The following is a 26884-nucleotide window of genomic DNA, read 5'->3' on the forward strand; positions in this document are numbered from 1 at the left end:
GCACAACCAACGGTGCTACTCCACCAGTTCCAGGCTATTTCAAGCGGATCCGCGAGATCTGTGACAAGTACGGTGTTCTGCTCGTGTTGGACGAGGTTTTCTGTGGCTTGGGCCGAACCGGCACGCTGCATGCATGCGAGCAGGACGGGGTGGCTCCCGACTTCCTGACATTTGCGAAAGGCGTTGCGGCTGGATACCAACCGATTGGCGCGACAATGGTTAACCAGAGGGTCTACGATGCCATCGTCTCCGGTTCAGGAACTTTCAAAGGCGGATACACGTACTCGGGTCACGCGACCGCATGTGCGGCAGCAATTGCGGTGCAGAAGTTCCTGCGGGCCCCTGGCTTTCTCGACCAAGTGAAGGCGGCGGGGAATGTGCTCGCGCAGCGCCTGCAAGACAGGTTCAATCAACATCCGCACGTAGGCGACATACGCGGTCGAGGTATGTTGATGACGCTCGAGCTTGTCAAGGACCGCGAGACAAAAGCTGCTTTTGCAGCCTCGCATGACTTAAGTTCACGGATCTATCAGAACGCCCAAGTTAGAGGGCTAATTACACACGCACTGTGTGGTACAATTGACGGCTATGCCGGGGACCACGTTGTGATTTGCCCCCCCTTGATCGCGAACAGCGAGCATATCGAAACAATCGTGGGATTGCTGGGCGTGGCCATCGACGCGGCCCTTGCGGAGGTCCACGAAAACGCGGCGTAGGATTCAATTGGTAAACCGCCGCTACCACTAAGCGTCGCGTGACGACACGCGACGCGAACAACATCGAGATCGGGGCAGGGGCGCTGGCTCGCTGGGGTGTCACGTGCAACAATCGGACAGTTGAGGCCGATATTCCCAATGTTGCGCTTAGCATCTGCGAACACCTGACGCAGTTTGCCCGATCATCGCTCGGTCAGTATGTGTTGCTCTGGTCACACAAATTGGACGTGTCCATTGCTGAGGGATAATCGTGGCAAATGTTTCACCTACCGAGCGAACTCTTGATATCATCGAACTGCTCGCGGATCACCCAAAGGGGCTCGCAATTAGTGACATTGCGCGGCGTCTCAAGCTTCCCAAAAGCATCGCTCATAGACTCCTTTCGATTCTCGTTGATCGGGACTTCGCGATCCAAGAGGCGGTCACACAGCATTATCGTCTGGCGATCCGGACCGCCGCGTTGGGCCTTCGTTTCTTTGGCAACATCGGCCTCAATGAGGTTTGTCAGCCTATCCTCAACAGGTTGGCGCAGCGAACTGGCGAGTTTGTTCGTGTTTGCGCGGAAGAAGACGGGGAGCTTGCTTGGATCGCGAGTGCTCAGGGAACTTCGGAAGGCCTTCGTTACGACCCGACGATGGAAGCTGGACCGGCACTCCACGCAACAGCCAATGGTCGCGCCTGGTTATCAACTCTCGATGATGCAGAGGCCCAAGCACACGTCCGTCGGCGAGGGTTTATTCTCCCGCGCAACTATGCGCGCTCCGGCGTTACGAATGAGCAGGAGCTCTTGGATGAACTTCAGCGGGTGCGGAAATATGGCTACGCGGTATCTGCCGATGAAAGTGTTGTCGGTATCACCGCGCTTGCAGTTCCTATTCCTGATCGAGAGGGTGGGCCCGCGCTGGGCTGTGTTAGCGTTGCCGGGCCGTCAGTGCGGATGCCCTTATCTCGCTTGGAGGCAGTCGCACCAGATCTGCTGGCAGCCGCAAGGGAACTGGGTGAAACCTGGCCTATGCCGCATCGAAGCTGGCGAGCGTCCGCAGCCCCGATGTAGGTAATGGCATTTGTCGCCGCGCTCCGCTGCGCCGGGCTGATCAGCGCGCCACGACTGTTCCGTGTTTCGGTAGCACAAAGCAGGAGCAAACTCCGCGCCCGGACCATCGCACAAACCCGTGGCTCGCCGCTCGCCGCGCTTGTGGGCGAGCAAAGCCCCGAACCTGCGCATTTCGCAAAAGTCGGACGGGGATGGGGCCACGGTGGGAACCTCCCGTCGCTAGTTATGTGCCGAGCCGATGCGGCCCGACGCCCAACCTCTAGACCGAGGACAGCCCCGAGACGAAAACACGGAAGGCCGGTGCTCAACCCGCGGATGAGAGTCTGATCAACCGTCGTCTCTGAGTTCCACCCCCAGCCCTGTGCAGCTTCAGCCCATCCGACTGCTTCGCAAACCTGCCAAGCAGGCGAGCCTTCTTGCCTTCAAGCTTGACAGGGAACATGAGAGACTAGCCTAGGAGCGCTCTCGCCCTCTCCAAGTCTACAGTTGTATCGACACCTAGCGGTTCCGTCTGAATGACATTGACGTCTATACGCATGCCGTATTCAATAGCCCTTAATTGTTCGAGTCCCTCACGTTGCTCCAGAACGCCGCAGGGTAGACTGACATATTTGGCAAGAGCCTCCCGTCGGTAGGTGTACATTCCGATATGGTGATAGTGCTCTCCCGTACCGTATGGAATAACCATACGGCTGAAGTAGACCGCTCGCCCAATGCTATCGCCGGGTATCATGGCCAATGCGATTTTTACGACCTGTGGTGCGTGGAGTTCGGCGGGGTCGTCGATCACCGTGGCCAGCGTCGCGATTTCGCATTCTGTATCACGGACCAGGGGTGCCAGTGTGGCCTTGATAGCCGCAGGATCGATGGTTGGCAAATCCCCTTGGAGAACGACGACCGTATCGTATTTTTCTTCGGGGTCAACCTCGCACAGAGCTGCGTACGCGCGATCCGAGCCTGACGGGAGGGCCGAATCTGTCAAAACCGGTCGACCCCCGAATTCTCTGACGGCATTGACGATCTCCTGATCCCCGCAGGCGACGACCAGCGGTCCTATGCCTGCTTCTATACCTCTCCGCCAGACATGGGCAATCATTGGTTTCCCATTGATATCGCTCAGCGCCTTGCCGGGAAGCCTGGAGGAGCCGAGTCTTGTCGGTATGATCACAATCGGGCGCAAGAATCTTCCCCATCTTATCGCTTTTAGGTAACTTTGGATCCCGTACGAATTTGCGCCGACCACTTCACAGCCTGTCGAGCCATACCCGACTGAAGGCCTCGCCGAGTACTCGTGCCATCACCCACCTCATTGATTGTGGGACGTTGCGTCATTTCCCATCACGATTAATTCATCGATAGACGGACGTGCTCTAGTAGGTGGACCTTCCGCCAGACATATCAAAGACGGCCCCGGTTGAAAAAGAGCATTGATCGCCCGCCAACCACGCTGTCATTGCGGCGACCTCGTGCGCAGAACAAAACCGGCCCATAGGGATACGATCGAGAAGATCCGCGCGGCGTTCGATCGAGATTTCATTAAACATCCCCGTGTCCACTACAGACGGCGTAATGCAGTTCACCAGAACACCAGTGGTGGCGAGCTCCTTTCCGAGAGTTTTTGTAAAGGCTATTACTCCGGCCTTTGACGCGGCATAGGGGCCAGCGAGTGACGTGCCCTCCTTTCCTTGCGCGGAGGCTATGTTAATGATCCGGCCGTACCCTGCCGTGATCATGCCTACTGCTACGGCCTTACAGCAGATGAACGTGCTCGTTAGATTTGCTTCGATAACTAGGCGCCATGCGTCAACCTCGATGTCAACTGCGTTGGCGACAGGTCCGAGCACCCCGGCCGAGTTGACCAAAATCTGAATGGTGCCGAAAGCTTCACGTACGCGTGCAAGAGAGACTTGCACACTTTCGAGATGAGTTACGTCACAGTGGATCGACAACAAGTCTCCTCCACTCACGTGCTCTCTGTCTGTCACGTCCAAGATAGCGACCAGCGAGCCCTCACTTGCAAGGCGTTTCGCTATAGCCAGACCGATCCCCCCATTTCCTCCGCTTACGACAGCCACTCGTCCTGCCAAGCTACCCGACATCTATACCTCCTTGCAAGATCAAACAAGTAAAATCCTACCTTCATAAATAATCAAATTCCGTTACAAATATTAACTACACTGCCTTCGCCAAAAGAGTTAATGGGGAACAATCCCAACGACCATTGTGACGGCTGTATATGAGAATCGTGCTTTCTAGACACGGGAACACCTTTTCCTCCGGTGAAACGGCTATATGGGTTGGAGGCGAAGCCGATCCTCCTCTTGTTGCCGAAGGTAAGCGTCAGGCGCGGCAACTCGGAAAGGCTCTCCGAATTGCCGGCCGCATCCCGGTCGCAACATTCTGCGGCCCTTCCAAACGAACCCGTACGTATTCTGATATCGCTCTGGCCGCCTGCGGCGTCAGGCACGCACCGGTTGAAGATTCGAGACTGAATGAAATTGATTACGGCAGTTGGAACGGACTCTCGAACGAGGAGGTAATCCGGCGTTTTGGCGCCGATGAATTCTATAACTGGTATCAGCGCAGCATCTGGCCCATGTCGAAGAACTGGAAAACGCGACGGGGAGGCTATCTGAAAGCGATCGGCTGTTTTCTTGATGACCTTGAACGCGCTTATGGCTCCGACAAAACCGTTCTCGTGGTGGCTGCTCACGGGCCGATCAAGTGCATCGGGCGTGCTATCGGACAAGAACAGCCGAATTTTTTCGGCACCCAATGGGTGCGCGTCGACACCGGCAATGTTTGCGAACTGGACATAAATCATGGCGTTCTGCGCCCAATTCTCTGGAATAAGCATCCTAGCTGCATTTGCCCAGCGGTGGATGTGAGAGAGCCTAAGGAGGGTCTCTGAGCCGGCTTTTGTTTGAGGGTCTCTTCTCGGAGACGGGTGCCGAAATGTTATCGCCATATTAGTAGCTTGCGTTCTCTGGGTACGAGTCCCGTCGTGCAAGCACCTTGCCGAGATTTCCACCTGGATGAACTCGCGCAAAGTCATTCCGGGTGAAACCGCGCCGCTCTTCTAGGATAACCGCTAAAGCGTCTCCGATCGCCATCATGGCGGTGGTGCTAGCCGTCGGCGCTAACCTTAAGATGCCGACCTCCTCAACCGGCCCCATATCGAGCACATGGTGGGCCATCTCAGCCAGCGCGGAACTCCCGTTTGCGGTTATCAAGGCGATCCGAATCGGCAGGGTCTTAAATGCGCGGACCATCTGGATTAGTTCGTCAGTTTGACCCGACTTTGACAAAGCAAGAAACACATCGCCCGAGCAAACTCTTCCAAGGCTGCCATGCAAAGCGTCGAGTGGATCCAGCGCGATTGAGCGCGTACCGGTCGAAACGAGTGTTGCTGAGATCTTTTCCCCTACAAGGCCTGATTTTCCAACGCCCGAAACGACAACGAGAGCCGAGCTTGAAACGATGTAATCTGCCAATAGGCAAATCTGTTCATCGAGACGAGCAGCGACGGTCATAAGCGTTTTCGCTTCCTGCAGGATAGCATCCCGTGCCCGCTCGAGCATTGGCAATCTACTTGCAGCAAGGTCGGGCGCGTTTGATCGATCCTCGCACTTGAGGTGTTCGGCGCCGAGATCAGGCATAGTCAAGCCGCCCTGTATTTGTGAGAACGTGAGATAGCCATCATAGCCACAAAATCGTAGAAGCCATGTTGTGATTTGCAAAGAAATGTTTCACTTTCAATAAGGCTCCTATTGCAGGATGGCCATCTAACCAAAACCGGGCTATGACGCATAAGTCGAGCTCACCGGCGCCGTTATGGCGTTGCATCTTATCAGCAAGGATCTATCCGATTGTCGGGCGCCGTCAACCTGGAACGAGGCCTCACGCTGCTGGAAATCCTTGCAGAAGCGCCTGAAGGACTTTCCCTGGGCGAAATTAGCGAACTCGCCAGGTTGCCCAAAAGTGCAAGCCATCGGGTGCTCTCCTCGTTAACTGCGTGCGGATTTGCCACGCAGGTTAAGAACCGGAACTATCGTTTGACAATGAAGATGGCCGCCTTGGGATTTCGAACACTGGGAGACAGTGGGGGCTTGGAACATTGCCAAGCTTTGCTCAACAAAGTAGCTGGGGAATTTGAAGAATTGGTCGGCATGACACTGGTGGACAACGGGCGTCTCGTCTGGATTGCAAAGGCACAAGGTGCCCGTGGTAGCCTCGTGGTCGCTCCCGGCATGGGCCGTGATGTTGCCCTGCACGCTACGGCAACCGGAAAGGTTTGGCTATCATCATTGCCGACCGACGATGCGGTTGCAGTTGTCCTTCGAGACGGCTTCGGAACGCCTCAGGAGCACGGACCTAACGTGCTGCAATCCGTCGAAAGCTTACTCAGGGAGTTGCATACGACCAAACAACGAGGTTATGGATTCGTGTGGGAGGAAGCTGAGCCGGGCATCGCTGCAGTAGCTGTCGGGATTCCGGCGGCGATCGAACAGGAAACGCCTCTGTTGGGCACTATCAGTGTAGCCGGGCCGATCGCTCGAGTGACGCGAGATCGATTGCTCGCTTTTGTTCCGGCACTTAGAAAAACATCCCTAAAACTCCTCGAGGCCGGAACCGTACTTCGGCTTTGGCGCCGCGACGCTACGCGCCCACCCAGAACGGTGCTGAATAACATCTGTTTTGAGCAGCAGGAGAACCCGAAGTAAATCAAACAGGGAGCCTTTGCCCAGTATCTCTCGTCCAATTGCATGCCTCGCTCTCGTCGAGCTCATCCTCGCCCAATTATCCGTCAACCGTTAAGCTGCAGACAACGTGACATCGCCCGCTTTTTCCCAAGCTTCTCGAGTAGATCCGCCCCGTGCCGCCCTATTTCCGAGTTTGTTGCTATGTCTTCTTCCGCAAGTATACCACAAGCCACTTTCGCAGCGTCATATCTCTGGCCAAGCGGGAGTGGTTTTACGCGTGAGTGAATTTGATCGAGTGCCCAGCGGAGATTTACAGCAGTCGGTCGAGCGCCCAGCAATTTGCCGTACGCATTGCCAAGATTATTATCAGTATCATCCTCCTCTAGGGCCATCGCTAATCCATAAGCGCCTACGATACCAATAAGTGGCGCTCCGCGGACCATCATGCGGGTGATTGCTTCGAATACATCATCAACCGTCCTAAGCTCTACGATCTCAACGCGATGGGAAGCTTGGTCTGGTCTAAATCGCAATATGTTTATTGCCTTCAAGGACCCAAACACTACGATAGTGCTTACCATCTATTAACATCCATATCCTCCCAGGCCTTCGGCCGCAGCGTTTACCAGTTGAACAGTTTTGCCGAAAGTCTTGCGGTCCAGAAGCAGCTTCTGCGCAAACCGAAGCGCCGCGGTCTCGCAAATTGCTCGTTTCCTAGGATCCGCAATGTCTTCGAAGTCGGCATTGTGCGCTAGTCCAAGGCTGCGACGAATTATTTCTGCACCAGCAAAAATGAGTGCATCATCCCACATTGTTCTCAGATCCACTTCCACTAGCTCGCTAAGCAATTCGCTGGTAGGGAACATGTCGATGCAGAGGACGGACCCATTGCGAAAGGTTGTTGCCAGCTCGCGCCACTCGCTCGCAAAATGCGTCCAAATGGCCTCAATTAGCGCCAGGATTCTCGTCGCCCTATCGGTTGCGGACGCAGGGTCCGCATGTCCTCCTTGGGCAAAATAGGAAATCCAAAGGTTGCCAAGAAGCATTCCGATATCGAAGCCTGCGGGACCGTAAATCGCAAACTCAGGATCTATTACGACGGCTTCTTGCTCTGTAACCATGACAGAACCGGTATGAAGGTCGCCATGTAATAGCACATCCGTCGAACACAAGAACCGCCTCTTGGCTTCCTGAACCACTATCTTGAGTTTTTCATGGCTGCGTATATCAGCGACCACCGTGTCGAGGAATGGACTCGTGTGTCTATTCATCGGGGCAGCCCAATATGGCTCGGTAAAGACTAGCTCCTCAGTTATCGCGCACAGTTCAGCATTTGCGGAAAACAGGGCTATATCGGCTCTCTTCTCAGCCGCCGTCATAGCGAGATCGGAGCTTTTGAAGAGTGTTCTAGCCAAAAATCGCCCGACTTGCGGCGCATGATCGGAGCTGATTTCTCCATCGATCAACGCGCGACGCAGGATTTTATGCGGTCGGAAACACTCCATAACGATTATTGCGTTGACTTTATCGAAATGGAACACACGAGGTACGCGTCCATGATCTCTTTCGTTTTGTCTTATAAGCGCCTCATATTCGAAGTGCGATCTGGAAAGTGGGAGCGGCCACGACTCACCGACTAACCGTACGTAGGGCAATGCCTGCTTTACGATTACGGCACCTTTGGAACCCTCCACAATGAATACAAGGTTGAGATTCCCGTCGCCTATTTCGCGGACTGTCCAAACGTCGTTTTCACTGCCAACTTGATCCATAACATTAGGCACATCCATCAGTCTTTGCTGAAGCGTCTGCGCTGTGAGCTTACTATAGCCTTGGCTATCGATCTTCGAAACTTGCACCATGGAGCTTCACCGCCCAACTGCTTTCGAGAGTGTCTGGCAGGCTTCTACCAAACCAGCCTTGTCTTTTAGCAAAGCTCCGCCCATGAGAAGCATGACGTCGTCGCCATATGTCTTTCGCGTGTCCTGTACGCGGTCGAGCGTCATGCCGCCCCCCGGGGTCGGCAAAATCGGTGCAAATCCTGCAAGCGATTCATTACAAGCGCGTGCGATTTGAGCGCAGGCTTGTTGTGAGAAACCAAATCGTCCCCCGAAATTCGGAAATATGGCGGCGTCCATCCCAATAATGCGCTGTAAGAAGCCGTAGTATACCCCGTGAGAAAATCCAGTTTGCCCAACTACATTCATTCCGCTAAAAGTCGGGTGGGAAAATAGCGGCACTTTGAGCTCCCTATGTTGGGAGAGTGCGTGGACTGCTCCGAAGCCAAGTAGAGCCGGAGCAACCATCAAGCCTCCAGCTCCAAGCTCTTGCGCGTCCATCGCGCGCTCTAAGAGAGTGGTGACATTGCCAGTGATGTTTGGCACGTACTGAGCGTTTCGGCCGGTCATTGCATTTGCCGCTGCAACTGCCTCGACCGAGGCAATTACCCGCTCACGGAAAGGCGAAGAAGATTGATTCACAATCCCGTGATCGTCCTTGATAAAGTCCATACCGCCCATTGCGAAGTTATAAGCTAGCGCAGCAAGCTCTTCAACGCTAAGACCTACTGGCTTAGTTGCGGACATCAGGAGCGGTCCACCGCTCAACCGGACCAAGTCTCTGAGTCCAGCGACACCGAACTTCGGCCTTGAACAAATACTCGAGACACAGGGGCTTAGTTGGATTAATGTCACCAACACGCCAGAATACATTGACGAGTTACCTAACACGATACTTAGGAACTGCAAAAAATCGCCACCGACGTCGTCGTCACTATACGAGATCACCGCATCGTACGCGTTATCGCCAACTTGCTCAACGGATATGACTCTGCCGAGGATGTTATCTCTGACATACCCGTCAGGAACAACCTCGATGGGGACCTCTACCGTCTGTTCTATGGAAATCCGCTCGGCGAAATCTCTCGCTGTTCTTAGAGAGCTAGACAGCAGCCGGTATTGCACGCTGAAGCGTTTACTTTCATCCGTCCTTGACACGACATATCTCCTCTTTTGGCATTATCACGCGTGATCGATCAGAACGTCAGCCGAGTTGGTTTAAAGTTTTCCACGGCGTGGTCGCTAACAGAGAATTCCGCGCCTGGAATTTTTGCAAATGTCTGGATCGTGCGTTCGCCGCAGCCCGGAGATAGGATAAGCGCCTTTAGTCCTCCCCTTGCCGGGATGTTTGAGGCCACTTGCATGGCACGAGCTCTCCCGCATAGTGGTGGCGCCGCCGTAGTGGAAGTCCACATCGAGATAAGAGCAGCGAATCTATATGGCTTTATGTCGCGGGCTAAAATTACAGAGCCTCTGGTTTATGTGCCCCGTGTTCCGGTTCGAGACGTGCGCTATCTAGGTCTACTTCTGTGATATCCAGATGCTGACCGAGGAGAAACTCTGCCTCTCGCAAAGTAGCGTGTCCGTCAATCTGGTAGTATCTTTGCAGATATGCAAAGGAACCTCCATGGCCGTAGGTATCACGGAGGCCAACTCGCCGCAGAGGTTTACCAATCGCTTTTTCGGCCATCAGCTCCGCCACTGCGGTGCCAAGACCGCCCCTAACGAGATGATTCTCAACTGTTATCACCCCTGCTCGTGCAGAGCGGATGGCCTGTTCCACCCGAGGATCATCGAAGGGTTTGAGCGTAGAGATATGAAGGTGCGACACGCTCACCCCCTTCTTCCGCAGCGCCACTACAACTCGCATCGTGTTTTCTGTTAACGCTCCGCAGGAGAAAATCGCCAAATCGGTTCCATGGCTCAAAGTTCTTGCGGACTTGAAAACCAGCGGCTCGTTTTTCGGAAACAGGCGCGGCACCTGCCCCCGCAGCATCGAAATGTACACGGGGCCGTTGATAGCTTCCGTCTCGGTCAGAACGGTTTCGACATCGGTAGCATCTCCGACCGAAATCACGTTCATATTAGGCAGAGTGCTCATAAGAGCGATGTCATCGATCGCTTGGTGCGAAACCCCGCCGGGGGTCGAGAGCCCCGGCAAAAAGCCCAGTAGGCGTACTCGAAGATTGGGATACGCAATGGACATCTGCAACTGATCCATTGCGCGGCGATAAATAAACACTCCGAACGTATATACAAACGGTGTGTAGCCCTCCCGTGCGAGTCCGCCTGCCACGCTCAACATGTTCTGTTCCGACAAACCTCCGTTGAAAAATCGACTAGGAAATTGGTCGCGGAATGCGTCTGCTTCACAATTTTTCGTCAAATCGCCAGATAAAACAACGACTTCGTTTCTAGTTGACGCCCAGTTAGCGAAGTTTGACGCATGCGGCCTAGTAACGATCTCGACCATGTATTTTTCCTCAATTATGCCGATGACCGGCAATCTGCCGAAGCTGCTGAAGCGTTCTCGTTAGAGCCTCGGTGTCGGCTTCGGACTTGATGCCAACGTAATGCAGGTCCGGTTTACGAGAGGCGAGGTATTCCATTCCTCGGTCAGTAGAAGTGTTTGCAAGGATTACGAGCGGCGCGCCCTTGCCAACCTGTTCGGATGCCTGAAATAGTAGGTCGATGTTGTGACCATCCACCTCGACCACGTTCGCGCCAAACGACCGCAGTTTACCAGCGAGATCACCCAAGCTAACGACGTCACTTGTATTTCCGTCCACTTGTTGGCCGTTGACGTCAACAAACACACCAACTGTGTCTAATTTGTTGTGGCTTAGAAAGAGCAGAGCCTCCCAGACTTGACCCTCATCGAACTCGCCATCCGACATAAATAGCCAGTTACGGCCGATTTCGCCGCGAAGTTTTCGACCTATTGCAATACCTGCTACCTGGCTTAACGCCTGTCCGAACGAGCCCGTTGTCAGAGCCATGCCAGGAGAATGTTCGGCACCGATCATTTCGACCGTGCCGCCGTCGCGATTGAAGTCGCTCATCGAGCCGGGGGATAGTCGGCCGACTTCGATCAGGGTAGCGTATAAAGCCATGCAATAGTGAGACGGTGATAGGTAAAAACGATCTAGATCGGCACCTTTTCCGCCAAGGTACAATTCGCCTTTTATACTCGCTTGATTGTCGGCGGCCGGAACGCCGTTAAACTTCGGGGCGTCGAATGGCGCAATACTGTCCCCTAATTTCAGGACGCCGCAAAACAGAGCAGCGAACATTTCGGCGCTTGAACAAGCCTGCGAAACATAGCCTCCGCCTCGTTCAAGGCTCAGTGCGAGCACGCGTGCCCGAATGCCTGCGGCAACGGCTTCGGCCCTTATTCTATCGAAACTGCTGGTGTTCCGCTCAAGATGCAACCCCAAAGCTCTCTCCACTTTTTTCGGCTACTTGCTCTTTTTTAGAGCTAGGCGAACATTTGTGCATTGTCAATGCACAAACTTGCGTTAATCCGTATAGCGTCACCTGCGCCAGAAGTCGCCGGACGCCCTCGCGCAGAATTGGCCTCGTGTCAGATCTATCTGCACTCCCATTCAGCCGTTGCAACAAAACCCACGCGGGCACATTTCAAACAACGTGACAACTCTGTCCGGCGATACCCTCCGGCGAAGGCCGCCTTGCGAGAGGACGGCACGGTAGCGAGGCTGCGCTCTTAAGGTCGCCCTTACGAGCGAAGTTAGCAGCACAGCATGAGCCATGTGACGTTATTGACCGGGCCTGAGCGTCGTCGTCGTTGGCGTGAAGAGGATCAGTGCCGGATACTGGCCGCGGCATTCGCGCCCGGGGCCACAGTGGCGGCGGTAGCGCGTCAGTACGATGTCGCGACCAGCCTGATCTATAAGTGGCGCCGCACGGTGAGAGCCCGCGAGACGGGCTTTGCCGAAGTTGTCGTGGCTCCCGATGAGCCTGTCGCCGTTTCGCGGCCGGCGGCATCCCCAGCGGTGATCGAGCTGGAGGTCGCCGGCCGCGGCTGCGGATTCCGCTGACCACGCCGCCAACACTGGCGGCAGCGATGGTGAAGGCGCTGGGCGTTTCATGATCCCGGTTCCGAGCCAGGTGCGGATCTGGTTGGCGGTCGGCCGGACCGATATGCGTCGCGGGATGCAAGGCCTCGCTCTGCAGGTTCAGGAGACGCTGGGCCGGGACCCGCATGCCGGCGATATTTATGTCTTCCGCGGCCGCAGCGGCAATCTGATCAAGATTATCTGGCATGATGGGCTCGGCATGTCGCTGTATGCAAAACGGCTCGAGAAGGGCCGGTTTCTATGGCCGTCGCCGGCGGACGGCACGGTTTCCATATCACCGGCGCAGCTCGCCTACATGCTCGACGGGATCGATTGGCGCAACCCGCTTCACACGTTCCGCCCGCAGCGCGCGGGCTGAGTTTTTCTTTGAGTTTGCGCCATTTTCCGCGAGTCAGCGGACGCGTTTTATGATTCACTCCAGGGCATGGTTGCCACCGCCCAGGATGCTGTTCCGGACGATATTGGCGCGCTGAGAGCAGCGCTGACCGCGGCGCTGGCCAGAGCCGAAGACGAGGCCGCGCGCGCTGCGCTGGTCGAGGCCGAACTGGCGGTCGCCAGGGCCAAGGCATCGGATGATGCGGCGCTGATCGCGCATCAGCATCTGACGATCCGGAAGCTGCAGCGGGCGCTGCATGGTCAGAGTTCTGAACGCTCAGCCCGCCTGCACGACCAGATGGAACTCACCTTCGAGGAACTCGAGAGCACCGCGACGGAAGACGAGATCGCCGCCGAACAGGCCGCGGCCCGGACCACCGAGGTGGCGCCTTACATGCGCAAGCGACCGGCGCGCCAGCCATTTCCCGAGCATCTGCCGCGCGAACGCGTGGTCGAGCCGGCGCCGGCCGCTTGCCATTGCTGCGGCGGTCATCGGCTGCGCAAGCTGGGTGAGGATATCACCGAGACGCTGGAGGTGGTGCCGCGGCAATGGAAGGTGATCCAGCACGTGCGGGAGAAGTTCACCTGCCGCGACTGCGAGACGATCAGCCAGGCTCCGGCGCCCTTCCACGCCACCCCGCGCGGCTGGGCCGGTCCCGGCCTGCTGGCGATGATCCTGTTCGAGAAGTTCGGCCAGCATCAGCCGCTTAACCGCCAGGCCGAACGCTATGCCCGCGAAGGCGTGCCGCTCAGCCTGTCGACGCTCGCCGACCAGGTCGGCGCCGGCGCCGCGGCGCTGATGCCGCTGTTCAAGCAGCTCGAAGCCCATGTGCTGGCCGCTTCGCGTCTGCACGGCGACGACACGACGGTGCCGGTCCTGGCCAAGGGCAAGACCGATACCGCCCGATTATGGACCTATGTGCGCGATGACCGACCGTTCGGCGGCGCCGATCCGCCGGCGGCAGTGTTCTACTATTCCCGCGATCGCCGAGGCGAACATCCCGCGACGCATCTCGCCGGCTGGAGCGGCATTCTGCAGGCCGATGCCTTTGGTGGTTATGGCGATCTCTATGCGACGGGTCGTCAGCCGGCGCCTGTTCTGGAGGCCAGCTGCTGGGCCCACAGCCGGCGCAAAGTATTTGAGCTGGCCGATGTCGAAGCGGCGGCGCGCAAGAAGGCGCACGGCGAGAAGCCCAACCTCGTCTATCCGCTGGCGGTCGAAGCCGTGAAGCGCATCGATGCCCTGTTCGATATCGAGCGCGCGATCAACGGCCTGTCGCCGGCCCAACGCCACGCCGTGCGCCAAGAGCGGAGCGCGCCGCTGGTCACCGAGCTCGAGCGCTGGATGATCAAGACGCGCGACAAGCTCTCGCGCGGACACGATCTGACCAAGGCCTTCAACTACATGCTGCGCCGCTGGTCATCCTTCACCCGGTTCCTCGACGATGGGCGGATTTGCCTATCCAACAATGCAGCCGAGCGAGCCCTGCGCGGCATCGCTCTCGGCAGAAAGTCTTGGCTGTTCTGCGGTTCCGATCGCGGCGGACAGCGCGCTGCCGTTCTCTACAGCCTGATCGTCAGCGCCAAGATGAACGATGTCGACCCGCAGGCCTGGCTCGCCGACGTCCTCGCCCGACTGCCCGCCTATCCGGCCCATCGGATCGATGATTTGCTGCCGTGGAATTGGAGATCCGCAAAATTGCGGACCCAACCAGCGGCGGCCTGATCATGCAGCGCAATAAGGTGCATCACGTCTACACCGTCGATCGTGTCGCCAGGGACCTCGGCGTCAGCGAAGCGCTCATCCAGGACCTGACCCTCGGTCTCGAGCCCGAGGACGGCGTCATCTGGGTCTACGGCGCCAACGATGACGACGGGATCTTGGCCTTCACCGATGAAGGCATCGAGGAGGTCAAACTCCTCCTCGAAGAATATCATCGCGTCTCCCCAAAGAAAGCTTGACCCCAGCACTCCGGTGGTAAGCGCCAAGCTGACCCCATCTGGCGCGGCTTGAGGTGATGAGCGAGACATACTGACACTGAAGCAAGGAGCCGAGGAGCTTGCAGTGTCAATTTCTATGTCTGCGCCTATGCCTGATGATAGAAGTTTCCATGTTCTTGAAGCGGTTGCCAACCGACTGGAGGCAAGCCCGCAGCGTCCGCGGCGGCGCTGGTCGGCGGAAGCGAAGTCGCGGCTGATCGAGGCGATACTGAAGCCGGGCGCGAATGTATCGGCCATTGCCAGACAAGCGGGGATGGCGCCGGCCCAGCTGTTCGGCTGGCGGAGCAAGGCGATCAAGAGCGGTGCGGTCACGCCACACAGGGATGCGGAGCGGCTCGGCTTTGTCGAGGTCACGCCGACAGCGTCTGCGTCGGTGGAGATCGAGCTGGGTGGCGTGGTCATTCGCGCCGGTGCCGATATCAATGAGGAGCAGCTGGTGCGGATTATCCGGGCGGTTCGCCAGGCATGATCCCGGCTGGCGTGAAGGTGTTGGTCGCCAGTCATCCCGTCGATTTTAGAAATTATGTGGAGCGCCGGATTATGCGGAGTCCGCAGCGGCAATTCCTTGCCGCCTGCGGTATTTGAGCAGCGATCACTCGACATAATCTGCCGATCGGCTGACGGACTTGAGCATGGCCAGCAGCTTATCGGGAGAGCGGAAGCGACCCGACTTGAGCGACGGCGGCGCCATCGCGGCGAGCGCCTCGAGCTTCTCGGTCGGATCGGCCCGCAGGTAGATTTCCGTACTTTGGAGGCTGGCATGACCGAGCCAGAGCGAGACTTTGCGGACATCCCGGGTCGCCTGCAGCGTGTGCATGGCACAGGTGTGGCGCAAGACGTGGGGAGTGACGCGCTTGTCGGCAATGGACGGTTGCTTCCGCGCCGCGGTGGCAACGTGCTTGGCCAGGATATATTCGAATCCGGACCGGGTCATCGCGCGTCCCGTCGCATTGAGAAAGAGCTCGGCGTCGCCACTCGCCGGGCGGACCGCCAGCCAAGCCTTCAATGCCGCTGCGGTCTCCTTCCACAGGGGCAGCACGCGCTCGCGGCGTCCTTTGCCCATGACGTGGATGCTGGCGACCGTCTGGCGGTCGATCTGGTCGATGCGGAGGCTGACGAGTTCGGACACGCGCAGCCCGGCAGCGAAGGCCAGATGCAGCATCGCCCGATCGCGGATGCCGGAGACCTGACGCGGGTCCGGCGCGTCGAGCAGAGCCTGCATCTCGTCGCGGCTGAGATGACTGACGAGGGCCTCGTCGACCTTCTTCATCGGGATCGCCCGGATCCGGCGTGCCTGATCCAGACAGGACGGGAGCCTATACTCGAGGAAGCGGAAGAAGGCTTTGATGGCGGCAAGACGGACGTTGCGGGTGCGCGCCGAGTTGCCGCGTCCTTCCTCCATGTGTTCCAGGAAGGAGAGAATGAGCGACGGATCGAGCTGCTCAATCTCGATGCCGGATGGGGTGGTCCGCAGTCGGGCAGCCGCGAAGCAGAGCAGCAACTGAAAGCTGTAGGCGTAGGCCGCGCAGGTGTGCGGGCTCGCTCGCCTCTCGTGCGGCAGATGCTCGCGCAGGAAGGCGGTGAGATGCGGAGCCAGCGCGGTCATGAGACGGCTCCTTGGTGCAAGGCCTCGCCGGCCGCCGCGATCTGCCTCATCAGGATCGGTGTTGCCTGCAGGTACCAATAGGTGTCGGTGACGTGGGCATGGCCGAGGTAGGTGCTGAGGGCAACGATATGACGGCCGACGGCATCGCGATCGTGCCGGCACTGCTCCAGTGAGCGTACGGCAAAGGTGTGCCGTAGATCATGAATACAGGGGCCCGGTTGGCCGGGGCCTCCTCGCAGGCCGATCGAGCGCGCGAGCTGGAGAAAGTTGGCGATCACGGTACTGTAGGCCGGCGATGCGCCCGCGGCGGAAACGAATAGCGCATTGTTCAAGGTACCGAGCCGGCGGCGTGCAACCAAATACCGGTCCAAAGCGTCGCATGTCGTGCCGTGGAGCGGCAGCAAGCGGCTCTTGTGGAACTTGGTCTGTCGGATGATCAGGCCATCGGCGGTCAGGTCATCGAGCTGAAGCGAGAGGGCTTCGGAAATGCGCATGCCGGTGGCGGCAATCAAGCCGAACAGGGTCTCGTACATTAACGGCCGGATCGAACCTGCCGGCTTCAGGCGGGCAGCCGCCTGCATCAGCGCGGCGATCTCGTCCGCGCTGTAGATATGCGGAATCCGTCGCTCCAACGGGCTGCGGCCCAGAGCGTCAGCGGGCGGGATCTCATGACGCCGATCCTCGGCCGACAGCGCCAGCGCAAAGCGGCGGACCGTCAGGAGTCGGTTGCGGCGCTGCTGTGGCGAAGACGCAAGCCTCGCCCATTCGAGCACGCGGGCAGCTTGGAGATGTCGGTCGTCGTGTCGCTCGGCGAAGGCAACAAAGCTCTTCAACAGCGTGTTCTGGACGCGGAACCTGAAGCCCAGCCTATGCTGCAGTTCCACATAGCGTGCGAGATCCTGGCTCAGCATGACGCACTCCCCGGCCAGGGCTGGGCAACCCGAAGCAACATGTCGACGTCAACCTTTGCGTAGTGGGCGGTGGTGTCGACCGACCGATGGCGCAGCACGGTTCCAATCAGGTCCAGCGTGGCGCCGGCCCGCAGCATGCTGGTTGCTGCCGAATGCCGCAGAAGATGGGCGCCTCGGGACGGAGCGTGGTCGATGCCGGCCCTCGCGAGCGCAAGGCTGACGATGCTCGAGACACTCGCGCTCACCAATGGCCGAAACGGTGCAACGGTCCGCAGGAAAATCTGCTCACAGGCGGCAGGCGGACGGGCGTCTCGCAGATAGTCGATAATCGCGTCGCCAGCGTCCTGGGGCAGCGGAAGCTGGACCTCGCGGCGTCCTTTGCCGCGGACACGCAAGGTTCCCTCGCGCCAGTCAATGTCGTCGAGGCGCATTCCCGAAATGTCGCCGGCGCGCAGGCCGAGACGTGCAAGTGGCAGAAGCACCGCGCGGTCGCGGATGCCCATTGGCGTCGTAACGTCGCACGACGCAATGACCCGCTCAACTTCCGCCGGGGAGATGTAGCGCGGCAAGGCCGACAACCGCCATTGCGGCACCGTCGGGATCGCATGATCAAGCCCCGGCCGGCATAGGCCTTGGGTTGCCAAATATCTGAGGTAGCCCCGCAGCGCCATCGTCATTGTCTTGAGGTAAGCTGGCGAAGTTCGCTTGCCTTCATCCAGGATCGCTTGCCGAATAAGACGGGCATCGTAGTGCCTTGGATCGGGACCCAAAGCCGGAAGCAGCCGCATGACCATTCGGCCATGGCGACCGATTGTGCGCTCAGAAATGCCCCGGTGCCGTCTCAGCCAAATCTGGAATGCAAGGACTTGGTCGTCGTGGGCACGCGGCTCATCCTGCGTCAATGGCGTAACGACCTCGCATTCCGCCAGAAAGCTCACGAACCGCCGCGTCCGGTTCACGTATTTGGCGGACAGGCGATCGGCTCGTCGAACGCCGGGACAGCGGCATCGATGTCGCGCAAAGCGGCGAACCGTATCCTCGTTGATCTCCGCGACAGCGATCTTGGCGCTTTGCAGCCAATGTCCGAAGTGACGAGCCGAGGCTTCGTAGCCTGACACCGTCAGGCGGGTGTGTCCCAGGCTCAACAATCGGCTCGTGAACGCTTCTACGAACGGTCGCAAGGCGCCCGGGTCCATCAATCGCGTGCATTCAAGCAGAACTTCCTTCGACTTTGACATGTGGTCTCCTCTCGAGGTCAAATGACGTCGAGAGACGACAACAATTATGCCGAGCAAGAAAGCAGATAGAGCGCTCTAACACATTGGAATCAACGGACGAATTGGCCTTGGTTGCTGCGGACTCCGCATAATCCGGCGCTCCACATAATTGCGGAAGTCGACCGGCTTCGTTGCCATCATGACCTTGACCGCACCCGTCGGCCCGATCACGACGCCTTCAGCGCGCGGATTACAGCAGCCACCGTCTTGGTATCGGCGCCCCGGCGGGCGCGAAAATCTGCGTCGGGTCGATCTGTCGATTAAGGGGACGCCCACCTCGACGACCGGCAGCCCCGTGAAGACGTCGATAATGTCCCACGTGCGTTCGGGCGTCTTCTCTATGTCGTAACGCTGGGCCATTGGGGGGTTGGGCGGGATATCTAGAGGTTACAGGCCATCCTTTGCGCTCCGAGAATGGCCGCCCGATTGGACTGCTCTAGCGCCTCAATTTAGCGAACCGAGCGGACTTGGCAATCCTGGGTCGACCGCCAGATTTCGCATGACGCGTAAGTAACATCGGCTGCGAATGCAAACCGTCTTGTTTCCGAAAGACTGACCCAGCGAAACGCGTTCCAGCAGATCTGAACAAAGCAGCCCGTCGAACAAAAAAGGCCGGGCTCGAATGCGGCCCGGCCAAAGGAAGGTCAAAGCCTTCAGAGGGGAACACCGTTTAGCGGAATGGGAGGAAAACCGCCGAACGATTTTGCCTTTCTGAGCTCATTTCACGGCTTTGGCGACGAATGACATTCCAAAGAAAGCGCGAAACGGCAAAGATTCGTGCTCCGACCGCAAACCTGAACATCGGCATAGTACCGGCGTGCCACATCGACATACGAACGCAGTCGGCTTTTCAGGCGACATGTCGGAACAACAGTGCCCCGACCACTTGCCGGTCCGCGGGCCTCGGCCGCCAATTCTTTCGGCAGGCTCAGAAGCGGCATGGTCGCACTCCCGCCGCGCTTAAGAAAAACGGAACGGAAGCCCCTGGACGCCGGCGTCGGCGTCACGACCCGATGCACGGCCGCGCAAAATAGCCATTCGACGCCAGTTCGAGCACTGCGCCGTTATTGACGACCAGCGTTCCGGGAATCGAGTCCACATGCCATCACATCGCATTCTCGGGCGACTTCTTTCTTATGGTCAGGTCGCGCAAGTACGAGCTTCGAAGTTCCTCATCCTGCGACAGGCATTGGGTCATCGGCCCAATCTGTGATCTTGGCCAATTCTAAGGACGAATACGGAGTCTAAAGATTCCAAAGTTCATGAACCCGTTGTGATCTTCCAGGCCGGACGGCGGCTGTCGAGACTGCCTCGAAATTCATCACAAACCCAAGGGAGAAAGCCGGGGCAAAGTATCCCCTCGCCTGTCGCTGTGAAGAAGATGCAGGCAATGGTGTTTCAGCCGCATGAACTCGCCCGAGGCGATGATCTCGGTCATGCGCGGCCTCTCGAAAGGCACGGTGATTTCCTTGTGGATCCGGCCGGGCTGCGCCTGCATGACGATGATCCGATCGGCGAGCAGCAGGGCTTCGTCGATATCGCGAAGCCGCGTCAGCGCGTCGAGCGCTGCGAAGGGCTCGTCCATCAGCAGCAACCTTGGCTGATTGACGAGAACACGCGCGATCTCGACGCGTTGCTGCATGCCGCCGGACAGCTGGCCGGGATAGCGCCCAGCAAAGCCGTTCAGACCGACGAGATCGAGCATTTTCTCCGCCTCGAGACGCCGTTGCCCGCGCTTGACGCCGCGCATCTTGAGGCCGAAAGCGACATTGTCGCGCGCGTTCTTCCAGGGAAACAGCGTGTGGTGCTGGAAAACGATACCGCGTTCCGGATGGGGGTCTTTTACGGGCTGTCCGTCGACCGAAAGGACGCCGGCAGCTGGCTTGATATGCCCCGCCAAGGCGCCGAGCAGGGTCGACTTCCCGCAGCCGGATGGCCTCAGAAGACAGACGAATTCGCCGGGAGAGACTTCGAAGCTCGCATCACGGACGGCTTCGAAGGCGCTGCTGCCGCGACCGAGCCGGATCGAAACATGATTGGCCTGGATACGACCTATTGCCGGGCGAAAGCTGCGCTGATGGGTGTTCATCATTTGCTGTCCTTCGTGTGCCATGGAAGAAGTGCCGCCCCTGCCGCTCGCAAGAGGGCGCTGCTTCCCATGCCGAACAGCCCGATCAGGATCATGCCGACGATGATTTCAGGATAGTTTTGCAGCGTGTAGGATTCCCAGGTGTAGTAACCGATACCGAACTGGCCGGCGATCATCTCGGCGGTGACGAGACAAAACCAGGACGTGCCCATGCCGATGACAAGGCCCGTGACGATGTTCGGCGCAGCGCCTGGAATAATGACTTCCAACAGCATCGCGGTCCGGGTGCTCCCCAGGCTGCGCGCAGAGGCGATCAACCTTGGATCGACGCTTTCCACGCCATGGACGGTGTTGAGCAGGATCGGAAACAATGCGCCCGTAAAGGTGATGAAAATCATCGAGAGTTCCGACACGAAAACATCAGCACCGGCGGAATCCAGGCGACAGCCGGGATCGGCCGCAGGAGCTCGAGCGGGGCTTGCAGGAAATCCCCGAGCCACCGTGAGCGACCGATGACGAGGCCGAGGACGATGCCGATCACGGCGGCGATGCCAAAGCCGGCGAGAACCCTTTCCAGGCTGCTCGAGACATGGGCAAAGAACTTGGGCGAGCGCAGGAAATCCAATGCTGCCGACCCGACATCCACGGGCAACGGCACATTCTCGAACGTGACAATGCCGAGATTCAGTTTGAGGCTCGATGCCATCTGCCAGAGAATGAGGCAGGTGGCGAGGGATCCGGCCCGGCGCAACCAGCGCCCAAGGTGGAAGCGCGTCATGGCCAGCCTCAGTTGCTGGCTATGATCGAGGCCTTGGCGGCAGCGAAATCCAGCAGCTTGCCACCATGATCGCTGGCCCATTTCTCGGCGTTTTCCTTCAGCAGGAAGGCGCTGACTTCGCCGCCGTCGGCGCGCACGAACCAGGCCTGATTGCCGAGCAGCTTTATGCCGCTCTGACGGTCCTGGGCATAAAACACCCGGACCGGCTTGCCCTGACCTTCAATGGCCTTGAGCGCCTTGAATGCGTTCTGCGGCGACGCATAGTGTCGGACGAGCGGCTCACCCTGGACCCAGATCTCGGCAACGCGCTTGGGATCGCTGATCGCTTCGCCGGTGGCAGCATCCTTGGCGTTCAAAGGCAGCTGGGCATAGTTCTTGAGCGCGGCATCATAGTCGAGCCCGGATGCCTTGAATGCGGCCTTTATGAACCGCTCGTCGACAAAGCTGTTCACGTCGAGCGACTGGTCGGTCTTTTTCAGGAGCCTCAAGGTGTCGATCGCAGTGGCGACAGCCCGGCGGTATTCCGGCTTCCACGTGAGATCCCGGGTCTGAAGCCCGAGCGGTCCATGGAACAGGTATTCGACCTCGGCTTCGACGCCCGTCACCTTGGCGATCAGCTCACTGTATTTCTCCGGCTCCTTGGCGATCAACTGATTGGCCTCGATTGCGGCGCGAAGATAGGCAACAACGATCTCGGGATATTTTTCGGCATAGTTGGCATCGACCAGAGCACCGTGGAAAGTGGGCGTCTTTGCCTGCGATCCGTCATAGATATTGCGGGCGAAGCCGCGCCAGGGGAAGAGTTCGGCAAATGGGACAAAATCGGCATGCGCCTCGATCTGGTTTGCCTGCAGGGCCGCGCCGGCAACTTCAGGCGCCTGGGTGATGATCTTCACGTCGCTTTCGGCATCCCAGCCCTGTGCCTTGACGGCACGCAGCAGCATGCCGTGCGAGGTCGATGCGAATGGAACGGAGATGGTCTTGCCTTGAGCTCCGAGAGCGACTGGATGAGCGAAGCGGTCGGCACGACAATGCCGTTGCCGCTGCCGTTCACGCTGCCGGACAGCACGGTGATGAACAAGCTCTTTCTTCCGGCCTTGATATGGGCGAGACCGTTGAACGAGCCAGGGAAATCCGCCATCACGCCGAAATCAAGCTTTCCGGCGATCTGCTCATTGGTGATCGGCGCGCCGCTCGTGAAGTTCTTCCACTGAATATCATAGGTGACGTCCTTATACTTGCCGTCGTGCGGCAGGTATTTGTCGAGCAACTTCAACTCACGGATCAGCAATCCGCCCGTGGCGGTATTGATGGTGGTGTCCTGCGTGCCGATCGCCACGCGGATGGTTTCGGCATCCGCTGCAGACGCGAAGCTGGCCGCCATAAGGGCAAGGGCAGCCAAATTTGTGCGAAAATTCATGGGTTTTACCTCGTGATTTCATGCCGGCATACGGCGGCTGGATTGCCGACGCAGTGGCGATAGCCAACCGCTGTCCCGCCAATTTATGTGCCGGTCGGCTGAAGGCATAAGCAATTACTTGCACGATTTCGGAGCCGGTCTTGGATCGCGGGCATCCGGCCGGTTTTCGCACGGATTAACAATCGTGTTCTAAAACAAGTGGTTAGATGCGCCGTTCGAAATTAGGGCACAAGAATCATCTACGTCAGGCATGAAAGGCGCAACTATATTCCTTTTTTGTCTTAGAATTTATATACTTTTTACGCGTTTTCACGACGCGCAAGGAGCCGGATATGGGCCTCGAAATGCTTTCGATCGATTTCGAAGCTGAGCTTAAAAAACATGAGCCGGCGCTTGAACTCCCCGAGCAGGTCGTTCTTCCCGGCGATCGGGCGCTCTTTCTCAGCGACAGCGTGGAAGGGCTCGACGACGGAGCGCATTTTCTTAATACCCTGACATCAGACGAGTGGGCGAAACTGAGGGCGCATGGCCGACGTCTCGCTTTCGCGACCGGTCAGGCGATCTTCACCCAGGGTGACAGGCACGGTGGCATTTTCATCATCGAAAGCGGCAAGGTTCACGTTTTCTACACGGCACCGTCAGGACGCGAAATCACCCTCGCCTACTGGACAGCGGGGCATTTCATTGGCGGTCCCGAAATGACCGGCGGTGGAATTCATATCTGGTCCGGAGAAGCATTGAGTGAATGCCGGATGCTGTTCATACCGGCCAATGCTTGAAGAAGCTCGTCGTCGAGCTTCCGAATTTCGCGATCTGTCTTCTGCAGGAGCTTGCAGCGGGACTGTCAGGAGTTTTGTGCATGAGGCCATGATGATGGAAAGGAGAATCATCGCATGGCTATTGAGAAGGAACTTTTGGACCGTTTGCTTGCCGGGCGCGATCCGCAGGAGCTGTTTTCCAAAGACGGCTTGCTTGATGATCTGAAAAAGACGCTTTCGGAGCGGGTACTGAACGCCGAGTTGGACGATCTCGGAACGAGGCGTTGGCCTCTGCGTTTTCACTGGCCAGGGGGCCGATATCGACACCACCACATCAAGCGGCAAACTGATATTTGGGATATTCGCGGCGCTGGCCGAATTCGAGGGCGATCTCATTCGCGAAAGGACCATGGCGGGCCTGGCCGCCGCCCGCGCGCGCGGACGTAAAGGCGGGCGACAATTCGAGTTGACCAAAAACCAAATCCGCCTGGCCCAGTCCGCCATGGTCAATCGCGATGCCAATATAGCAGACCTGTGCCGTGAACTCGGCATCAGCCGTGCAACCCTCTACCGCTACGTCGGACCAGCCGGCCAACTGCGTGATCACGCGAGGCGTGTCCTGAAAGTCGAGCGCGACACACCGCATACCGTCAACGCCTGACTATCAGGTGATGCAGGAAATCACCGGACCGGAAATCCTATGTCGCATTGCGCATTCTGTACCTTTGCGGGCATGGACCCAACTACACCGTAAGTGGGAGCTGACGATCCTGAATCTGGTAGACGTAGTCATTATAGCGGGGATGATCAAACAAATGTAGAATGAAAATTCCTTCAATCCAATTTCCGGTTATTGGCGCTAGCTTTTGCTGGAGGCCGTTGAGTTTGGCGATTTTCCGTTGAGTGTTGGCAGCGTTAAACTCCCGTATTGCAAGCAGCTCCCCAGTATATTCGGAGTGCATTTCGCTATGCGGGCCAACCGTATCGTCGAAGTAACAGACAACGCGCGGGAGAAATTTATCTGGCGAAGCGTACAATAATGTCGAAAAAGCTGCGGTTGTTGACGAATAAAAATCGAGATCAAACGAAATGAAACCGATCGGCCTCTCGACTTCAGCGATGAATGTTTTACCTGTCTCTCTGATGTCGCCCAAGATCACTCGCGCCGCGGAAAGCTTCTCCATCAGGCGATCGAGGTCCATTTTATAGAATCCCTCTTTCCAGATGTGCGGCACATCTCGATAATCAAGCGGAGCTGGCATGCCGCTACCCAGGTCAAACCCTGATATGGCAACTTCAAGAGCTCTTTCTGGATTATAGGTGGCGGCCAATCGCTCCATCGCAACAAGTCCATTGCCCCCTGCGACCCCGAGCTCTAGCAGTGATAGTCCGCTTTCTGCCAACGCCAGCGCTTGGGAGAATGCGAGAACGATGCCATAGCCATATTGTGGAAAATCGGGATCCCGTGCTGCTCGCATGACCAAGTCACGGAATTCTTCCTCAGTTTGATAAGCTGACATCTTGGTCATATTTGAACTCCGTCGTTTGAGGTGCGCACTTCAAGTGGCGTGGTATCTACCGGCCGGTGAAACGCGATCCTGGCCCAAGCTCGGAGGTATGTAGACAGCTTGGCGTCACCATTGTCTAAGCTGATCGCCGCTTTCAGACTACTGGACGGCGATGCTCCCAATAGTGTGGTCAGCCGCAAACCAGCCAGCATGATTGCGCGAGCAGCTCCAACTACAGTCACCAACACACAGAAGCAGAAATATTCAACGGAGGAACGATGCTTCTTGTAGAATCGCTTGTGTCCCCAGAGCCGTAGCTGCAATCGGACACCGACGCTGCTGCTGCCCACCGCAGGCTTAACTATCACCGGCAGTCCGATCTCCGCGGCAGAACCCTCTACCTCCGCTGCATTGGCCGCCAAGCGATAAGCAGGTATCGGAACGCCTGCGGCCGCGAGAAGTTGACGCTGGGTGTACTTATCGCAGCATTGTTCAATAGCTCCCGGGTTCGGCCCCGGAAGATCGAAATGACGGCAGAGCTTGCCAACTGTCGCATACACCGAGTCCAGAAGGCCCGTAATGCCAGCAATTTCATAGGTCGCTCGGATTTGGGAACATTCGCGGATCAGCGCATCGAGATCGTCTGTATCAACACGGATTGTCTCAGCCTCTTTCGCCCCAAAATGGTCATACCGAGTTGGATCATCCGAAAGGGTAATTGGCTGGAGGCCAAGACGCTGAGCGGCCTGGACGTAGAGCAGACCCGAGCCCATTCTCGTGCCTCCAACTAAGATCAACGCTCTTGCCATTACTGTGGACCTCTTCTGTGCGTGCCGTGCGGCGGTCTGAAGGATTGGGGGCATCTTTGTAGCCTCGCTGGACCTCAGACCTTGCCCCGAGGCTACCATCGTCAACGATTTTGAGGCGTTAAGAGTCTGCGAACTTTTAGCTCGAGTTTGTTGCAACGGCTGCCGTTCAAACTTTTGTGTGCGTCTTTGCAAAGCCGGACAGTACGCATCCGGTGAAGACCGCAGACGTGCGCATCCGGCAGCCAGGAGAACCTGAGCACCGGAGGTAAGCGGGTAGCTGATGCCGTTCAGCGGTGGTAGTTCCAAGGCATGAGCGCCTCGATAGCGCTGTTTGGCCAGCCATTGGCGATGCGCTCGAGGGTCTGGGTGAGCCAGGCGTGCGGATCGACCTGGTTCATCTTGGCGGTGGTCAGCAGCGTGGCGATGGTGGCCCATGTCCGTCCGCCGCCGTCGCTGCCCGCGAAGAGGCTGTTCTTTCGGGTAATTGTCTGTGGCCTGATGGCGCGCTCGACGGTGTTGGAGTCGATTTCGATGCGGCCGTCGGTGAGGAAGCGCTCCAGCGCGGCACGCCGGCCGAGCGCATAGCGGATCGCCTCGGCGGGCTTCGATTTTCCTGACAGCTTGGGCAGCTCCTTTTCCCACAGCGCAAAGAGAGCGGCAACGACGGCGGCGGATTTCTCCTGACGCGCAGTTATCCGTACTGCCGGGTCCTGGCCGCGTACGGCCTCCTCGGCGGCCCACAGTGGGGCCATCTGCGCCACCGTCTGCGAGGCGATAACGGAGGAGCCTGCGGCATGCAGTTCGTAGAACTTGCGCCGCACGTGCGACCAGCACGCCGCCAGCATCACGCCGTCATTGCCCCGATCGGATCGGGCCAGCCGGTTATAGGCGGCGTATCCGTCGACTTGCAGGATGCCGCGATAGCCGTCCAGATGACGGGCGAC

At 58.0% G+C, this 26884-nt stretch carries 24 protein-coding genes and 5 pseudogenes; 12 read left to right on the forward strand and 17 right to left on the reverse strand.

The annotated features are described in order from the left end of the window. A partial coding sequence (locus NKH01_RS32985) for an aminotransferase class III-fold pyridoxal phosphate-dependent enzyme (RefSeq protein WP_353024484.1) occupies positions 1–716 on the forward strand: 716 nt, incomplete at its 5' end. A gap of 250 nt (positions 717–966) precedes the next feature. Beyond that, positions 967–1770, forward strand: a complete 804-nt coding sequence (locus tag NKH01_RS32990) for an IclR family transcriptional regulator (protein ID WP_353024486.1) — start codon at positions 967–969, stop codon at positions 1768–1770. 448 nt (positions 1771–2218) lie between these two features. Here NKH01_RS32990 and NKH01_RS32995 read toward each other — a convergent pair whose 3' ends face one another. Together NKH01_RS32995 and NKH01_RS33000 are read right to left on the reverse strand one after the other, a co-directional pair. Continuing rightward, positions 2219–2950 carry a 3-deoxy-manno-octulosonate cytidylyltransferase gene (locus NKH01_RS32995; protein ID WP_353024488.1) on the reverse strand — a complete coding sequence of 244 codons (732 nt, stop codon included), beginning with the start codon at positions 2948–2950 and terminating at the stop codon, positions 2219–2221. Between the two features lie 190 nt (positions 2951–3140). Then, positions 3141–3869, reverse strand: coding sequence for an SDR family NAD(P)-dependent oxidoreductase (locus tag NKH01_RS33000; protein WP_353024490.1), 729 nt, complete (start codon positions 3867–3869; stop codon positions 3141–3143). Between the two features lie 137 nt (positions 3870–4006). Here NKH01_RS33000 and NKH01_RS33005 point away from each other — a divergent pair, with 137 nt between their 5' ends. Further along, positions 4007–4681: a histidine phosphatase family protein gene (locus tag NKH01_RS33005; RefSeq protein WP_353024492.1), complete on the forward strand. Its 675-nt coding sequence runs from the start codon at positions 4007–4009 to the stop codon at positions 4679–4681. Positions 4682–4739: 58 nt separating this feature from the next. Here NKH01_RS33005 and NKH01_RS33010 read toward each other — a convergent pair whose 3' ends face one another. Beyond that, positions 4740–5429 (reverse strand): SIS domain-containing protein, encoded by a 690-nt coding sequence (locus tag NKH01_RS33010; protein ID WP_353024494.1) that lies wholly within the window; start codon positions 5427–5429, stop codon positions 4740–4742. Positions 5430–5639: 210 nt separating this feature from the next. Between NKH01_RS33010 and NKH01_RS33015 the strand changes: the two genes are divergently transcribed. Further along, complete coding sequence (locus NKH01_RS33015; RefSeq protein WP_353024495.1) at positions 5640–6494, forward strand: IclR family transcriptional regulator; 855 nt, start codon at positions 5640–5642, stop codon at positions 6492–6494. 83 nt (positions 6495–6577) lie between these two features. On the opposite strand, the gene NKH01_RS33020 is transcribed toward NKH01_RS33015, so the two are convergent. The 5 genes from NKH01_RS33020 to NKH01_RS33040 all read right to left on the reverse strand — a co-directional run bounded on the left by NKH01_RS33020 (position 6578) and on the right by NKH01_RS33040 (position 11748). Continuing rightward, complete coding sequence (locus NKH01_RS33020) at positions 6578–7054, reverse strand: hypothetical protein (protein WP_353024496.1); 477 nt, start codon at positions 7052–7054, stop codon at positions 6578–6580. A gap of 3 nt (positions 7055–7057) precedes the next feature. Continuing rightward, positions 7058–8335, reverse strand: coding sequence for an S-methyl-5-thioribose kinase (gene mtnK, locus NKH01_RS33025; protein ID WP_353024497.1), 1278 nt, complete (start codon positions 8333–8335; stop codon positions 7058–7060). A 6-nt stretch (positions 8336–8341) separates the two neighbouring features. Continuing rightward, complete coding sequence (locus NKH01_RS33030; protein WP_353024498.1) at positions 8342–9469, reverse strand: RuBisCO large subunit C-terminal-like domain-containing protein; 1128 nt, start codon at positions 9467–9469, stop codon at positions 8342–8344. Positions 9470–9773: 304 nt separating this feature from the next. After that, the gene (locus tag NKH01_RS33035; RefSeq protein ID WP_353024499.1) at positions 9774–10784 is read right to left on the reverse strand and encodes a transketolase family protein; all 1011 of its coding nucleotides are present in this window, start codon (positions 10782–10784) and stop codon (positions 9774–9776) included. 10 nt (positions 10785–10794) lie between these two features. Beyond that, positions 10795–11748, reverse strand: coding sequence for a thiamine pyrophosphate-binding protein (locus tag NKH01_RS33040; protein WP_353024500.1), 954 nt, complete (start codon positions 11746–11748; stop codon positions 10795–10797). Positions 11749–12072: 324 nt separating this feature from the next. Here NKH01_RS33040 and NKH01_RS33045 point away from each other — a divergent pair, with 324 nt between their 5' ends. The 5 genes from NKH01_RS33045 (at position 12073) to NKH01_RS33065 (ending at position 15253) form a co-directional block, all read left to right on the forward strand. Continuing rightward, entirely contained in the window at positions 12073–12369 is a 297-nt protein-coding gene (locus NKH01_RS33045; RefSeq protein WP_353024501.1) for a transposase, read from the forward strand. An 82-nt stretch (positions 12370–12451) separates the two neighbouring features. After that, positions 12452–12766, forward strand: a complete 315-nt coding sequence (gene tnpB, locus NKH01_RS33050) for an IS66 family insertion sequence element accessory protein TnpB (RefSeq protein ID WP_352458905.1) — start codon at positions 12452–12454, stop codon at positions 12764–12766. 66 nt (positions 12767–12832) lie between these two features. After that, positions 12833–14509 (forward strand): IS66 family transposase, encoded by a 1677-nt coding sequence (gene tnpC / locus NKH01_RS33055; protein WP_353024502.1) that lies wholly within the window; start codon positions 12833–12835, stop codon positions 14507–14509. A 2-nt stretch (positions 14510–14511) separates the two neighbouring features. After that, positions 14512–14745: a hypothetical protein gene (locus NKH01_RS33060; RefSeq protein WP_023731894.1), complete on the forward strand. Its 234-nt coding sequence runs from the start codon at positions 14512–14514 to the stop codon at positions 14743–14745. 127 nt (positions 14746–14872) lie between these two features. Continuing rightward, a complete protein-coding gene (locus NKH01_RS33065) occupies positions 14873–15253 on the forward strand; it encodes a transposase (protein WP_353024503.1) in 381 nt (126 codons plus the stop codon). Positions 15254–15376: 123 nt separating this feature from the next. Here NKH01_RS33065 and NKH01_RS33070 read toward each other — a convergent pair whose 3' ends face one another. The 6 genes and pseudogenes from NKH01_RS33070 to NKH01_RS33095 form a co-directional block, all read right to left on the reverse strand. Beyond that, positions 15377–16390: a tyrosine-type recombinase/integrase gene (locus NKH01_RS33070; protein WP_353000926.1), complete on the reverse strand. Its 1014-nt coding sequence runs from the start codon at positions 16388–16390 to the stop codon at positions 15377–15379. Further along, positions 16387–17301 (reverse strand): tyrosine-type recombinase/integrase, encoded by a 915-nt coding sequence (locus NKH01_RS33075; RefSeq protein WP_352639863.1) that lies wholly within the window; start codon positions 17299–17301, stop codon positions 16387–16389. The genes NKH01_RS33070 and NKH01_RS33075 overlap by 4 nt, the downstream gene beginning before the upstream one ends. Then, a complete protein-coding gene (locus NKH01_RS33080) occupies positions 17295–18497 on the reverse strand; it encodes a site-specific integrase (protein ID WP_353000924.1) in 1203 nt (400 codons plus the stop codon). Before NKH01_RS33080 ends, NKH01_RS33075 begins: the two co-directional genes overlap by 7 nt. Positions 18498–19899: 1402 nt before the next feature. Further along, entirely contained in the window at positions 19900–20667 is a 768-nt protein-coding gene (locus NKH01_RS33085; protein WP_353024504.1) for an ABC transporter ATP-binding protein, read from the reverse strand. Next, positions 20667–21445, reverse strand: a pseudogene (locus NKH01_RS33090) (ABC transporter permease). Before NKH01_RS33090 ends, NKH01_RS33085 begins: the two are co-directional and overlap by 1 nt. Positions 21446–21453: 8 nt before the next feature. Next, positions 21454–22865 (reverse strand): annotated as a pseudogene (locus NKH01_RS33095) (ABC transporter substrate-binding protein). A gap of 332 nt (positions 22866–23197) precedes the next feature. On the opposite strand from NKH01_RS33095, the gene NKH01_RS33100 reads away from it, so the two are divergent. From NKH01_RS33100 to NKH01_RS33110, 3 genes and pseudogenes are all read left to right on the forward strand, one after another. Continuing rightward, positions 23198–23644: a Crp/Fnr family transcriptional regulator gene (locus NKH01_RS33100; protein ID WP_353024505.1), complete on the forward strand. Its 447-nt coding sequence runs from the start codon at positions 23198–23200 to the stop codon at positions 23642–23644. A 114-nt stretch (positions 23645–23758) separates the two neighbouring features. Next, positions 23759–23893, forward strand: a pseudogene (locus tag NKH01_RS33105) (transposase); the annotation flags it as partial. After that, positions 23892–24284, forward strand: a pseudogene (locus tag NKH01_RS33110) (recombinase family protein); the annotation flags it as partial. The pseudogenes NKH01_RS33105 and NKH01_RS33110, both read left to right, overlap by 2 nt. A gap of 82 nt (positions 24285–24366) precedes the next feature. On the opposite strand, the gene NKH01_RS33115 reads toward NKH01_RS33110, so the two are convergent. The 3 genes and pseudogenes from NKH01_RS33115 to tnpC (NKH01_RS33125) all read right to left on the reverse strand — a co-directional run. Continuing rightward, a complete protein-coding gene (locus NKH01_RS33115) occupies positions 24367–25152 on the reverse strand; it encodes a hypothetical protein (protein ID WP_353024506.1) in 786 nt (261 codons plus the stop codon). A gap of 299 nt (positions 25153–25451) precedes the next feature. After that, a pseudogene (locus NKH01_RS33120) lies at positions 25452–25940 on the reverse strand (ATP-grasp domain-containing protein); the annotation flags it as partial. Between the two features lie 287 nt (positions 25941–26227). Next, positions 26228–26884 (reverse strand): IS66 family transposase (gene tnpC, locus NKH01_RS33125; RefSeq protein WP_353024507.1); only part of this gene is annotated, 657 nt, incomplete at its 5' end.

The organism is Mesorhizobium sp. M1403 (assembly GCF_040317695.1).
Classification (GTDB): Bacteria; Pseudomonadota; Alphaproteobacteria; order Rhizobiales; family Rhizobiaceae; genus Mesorhizobium.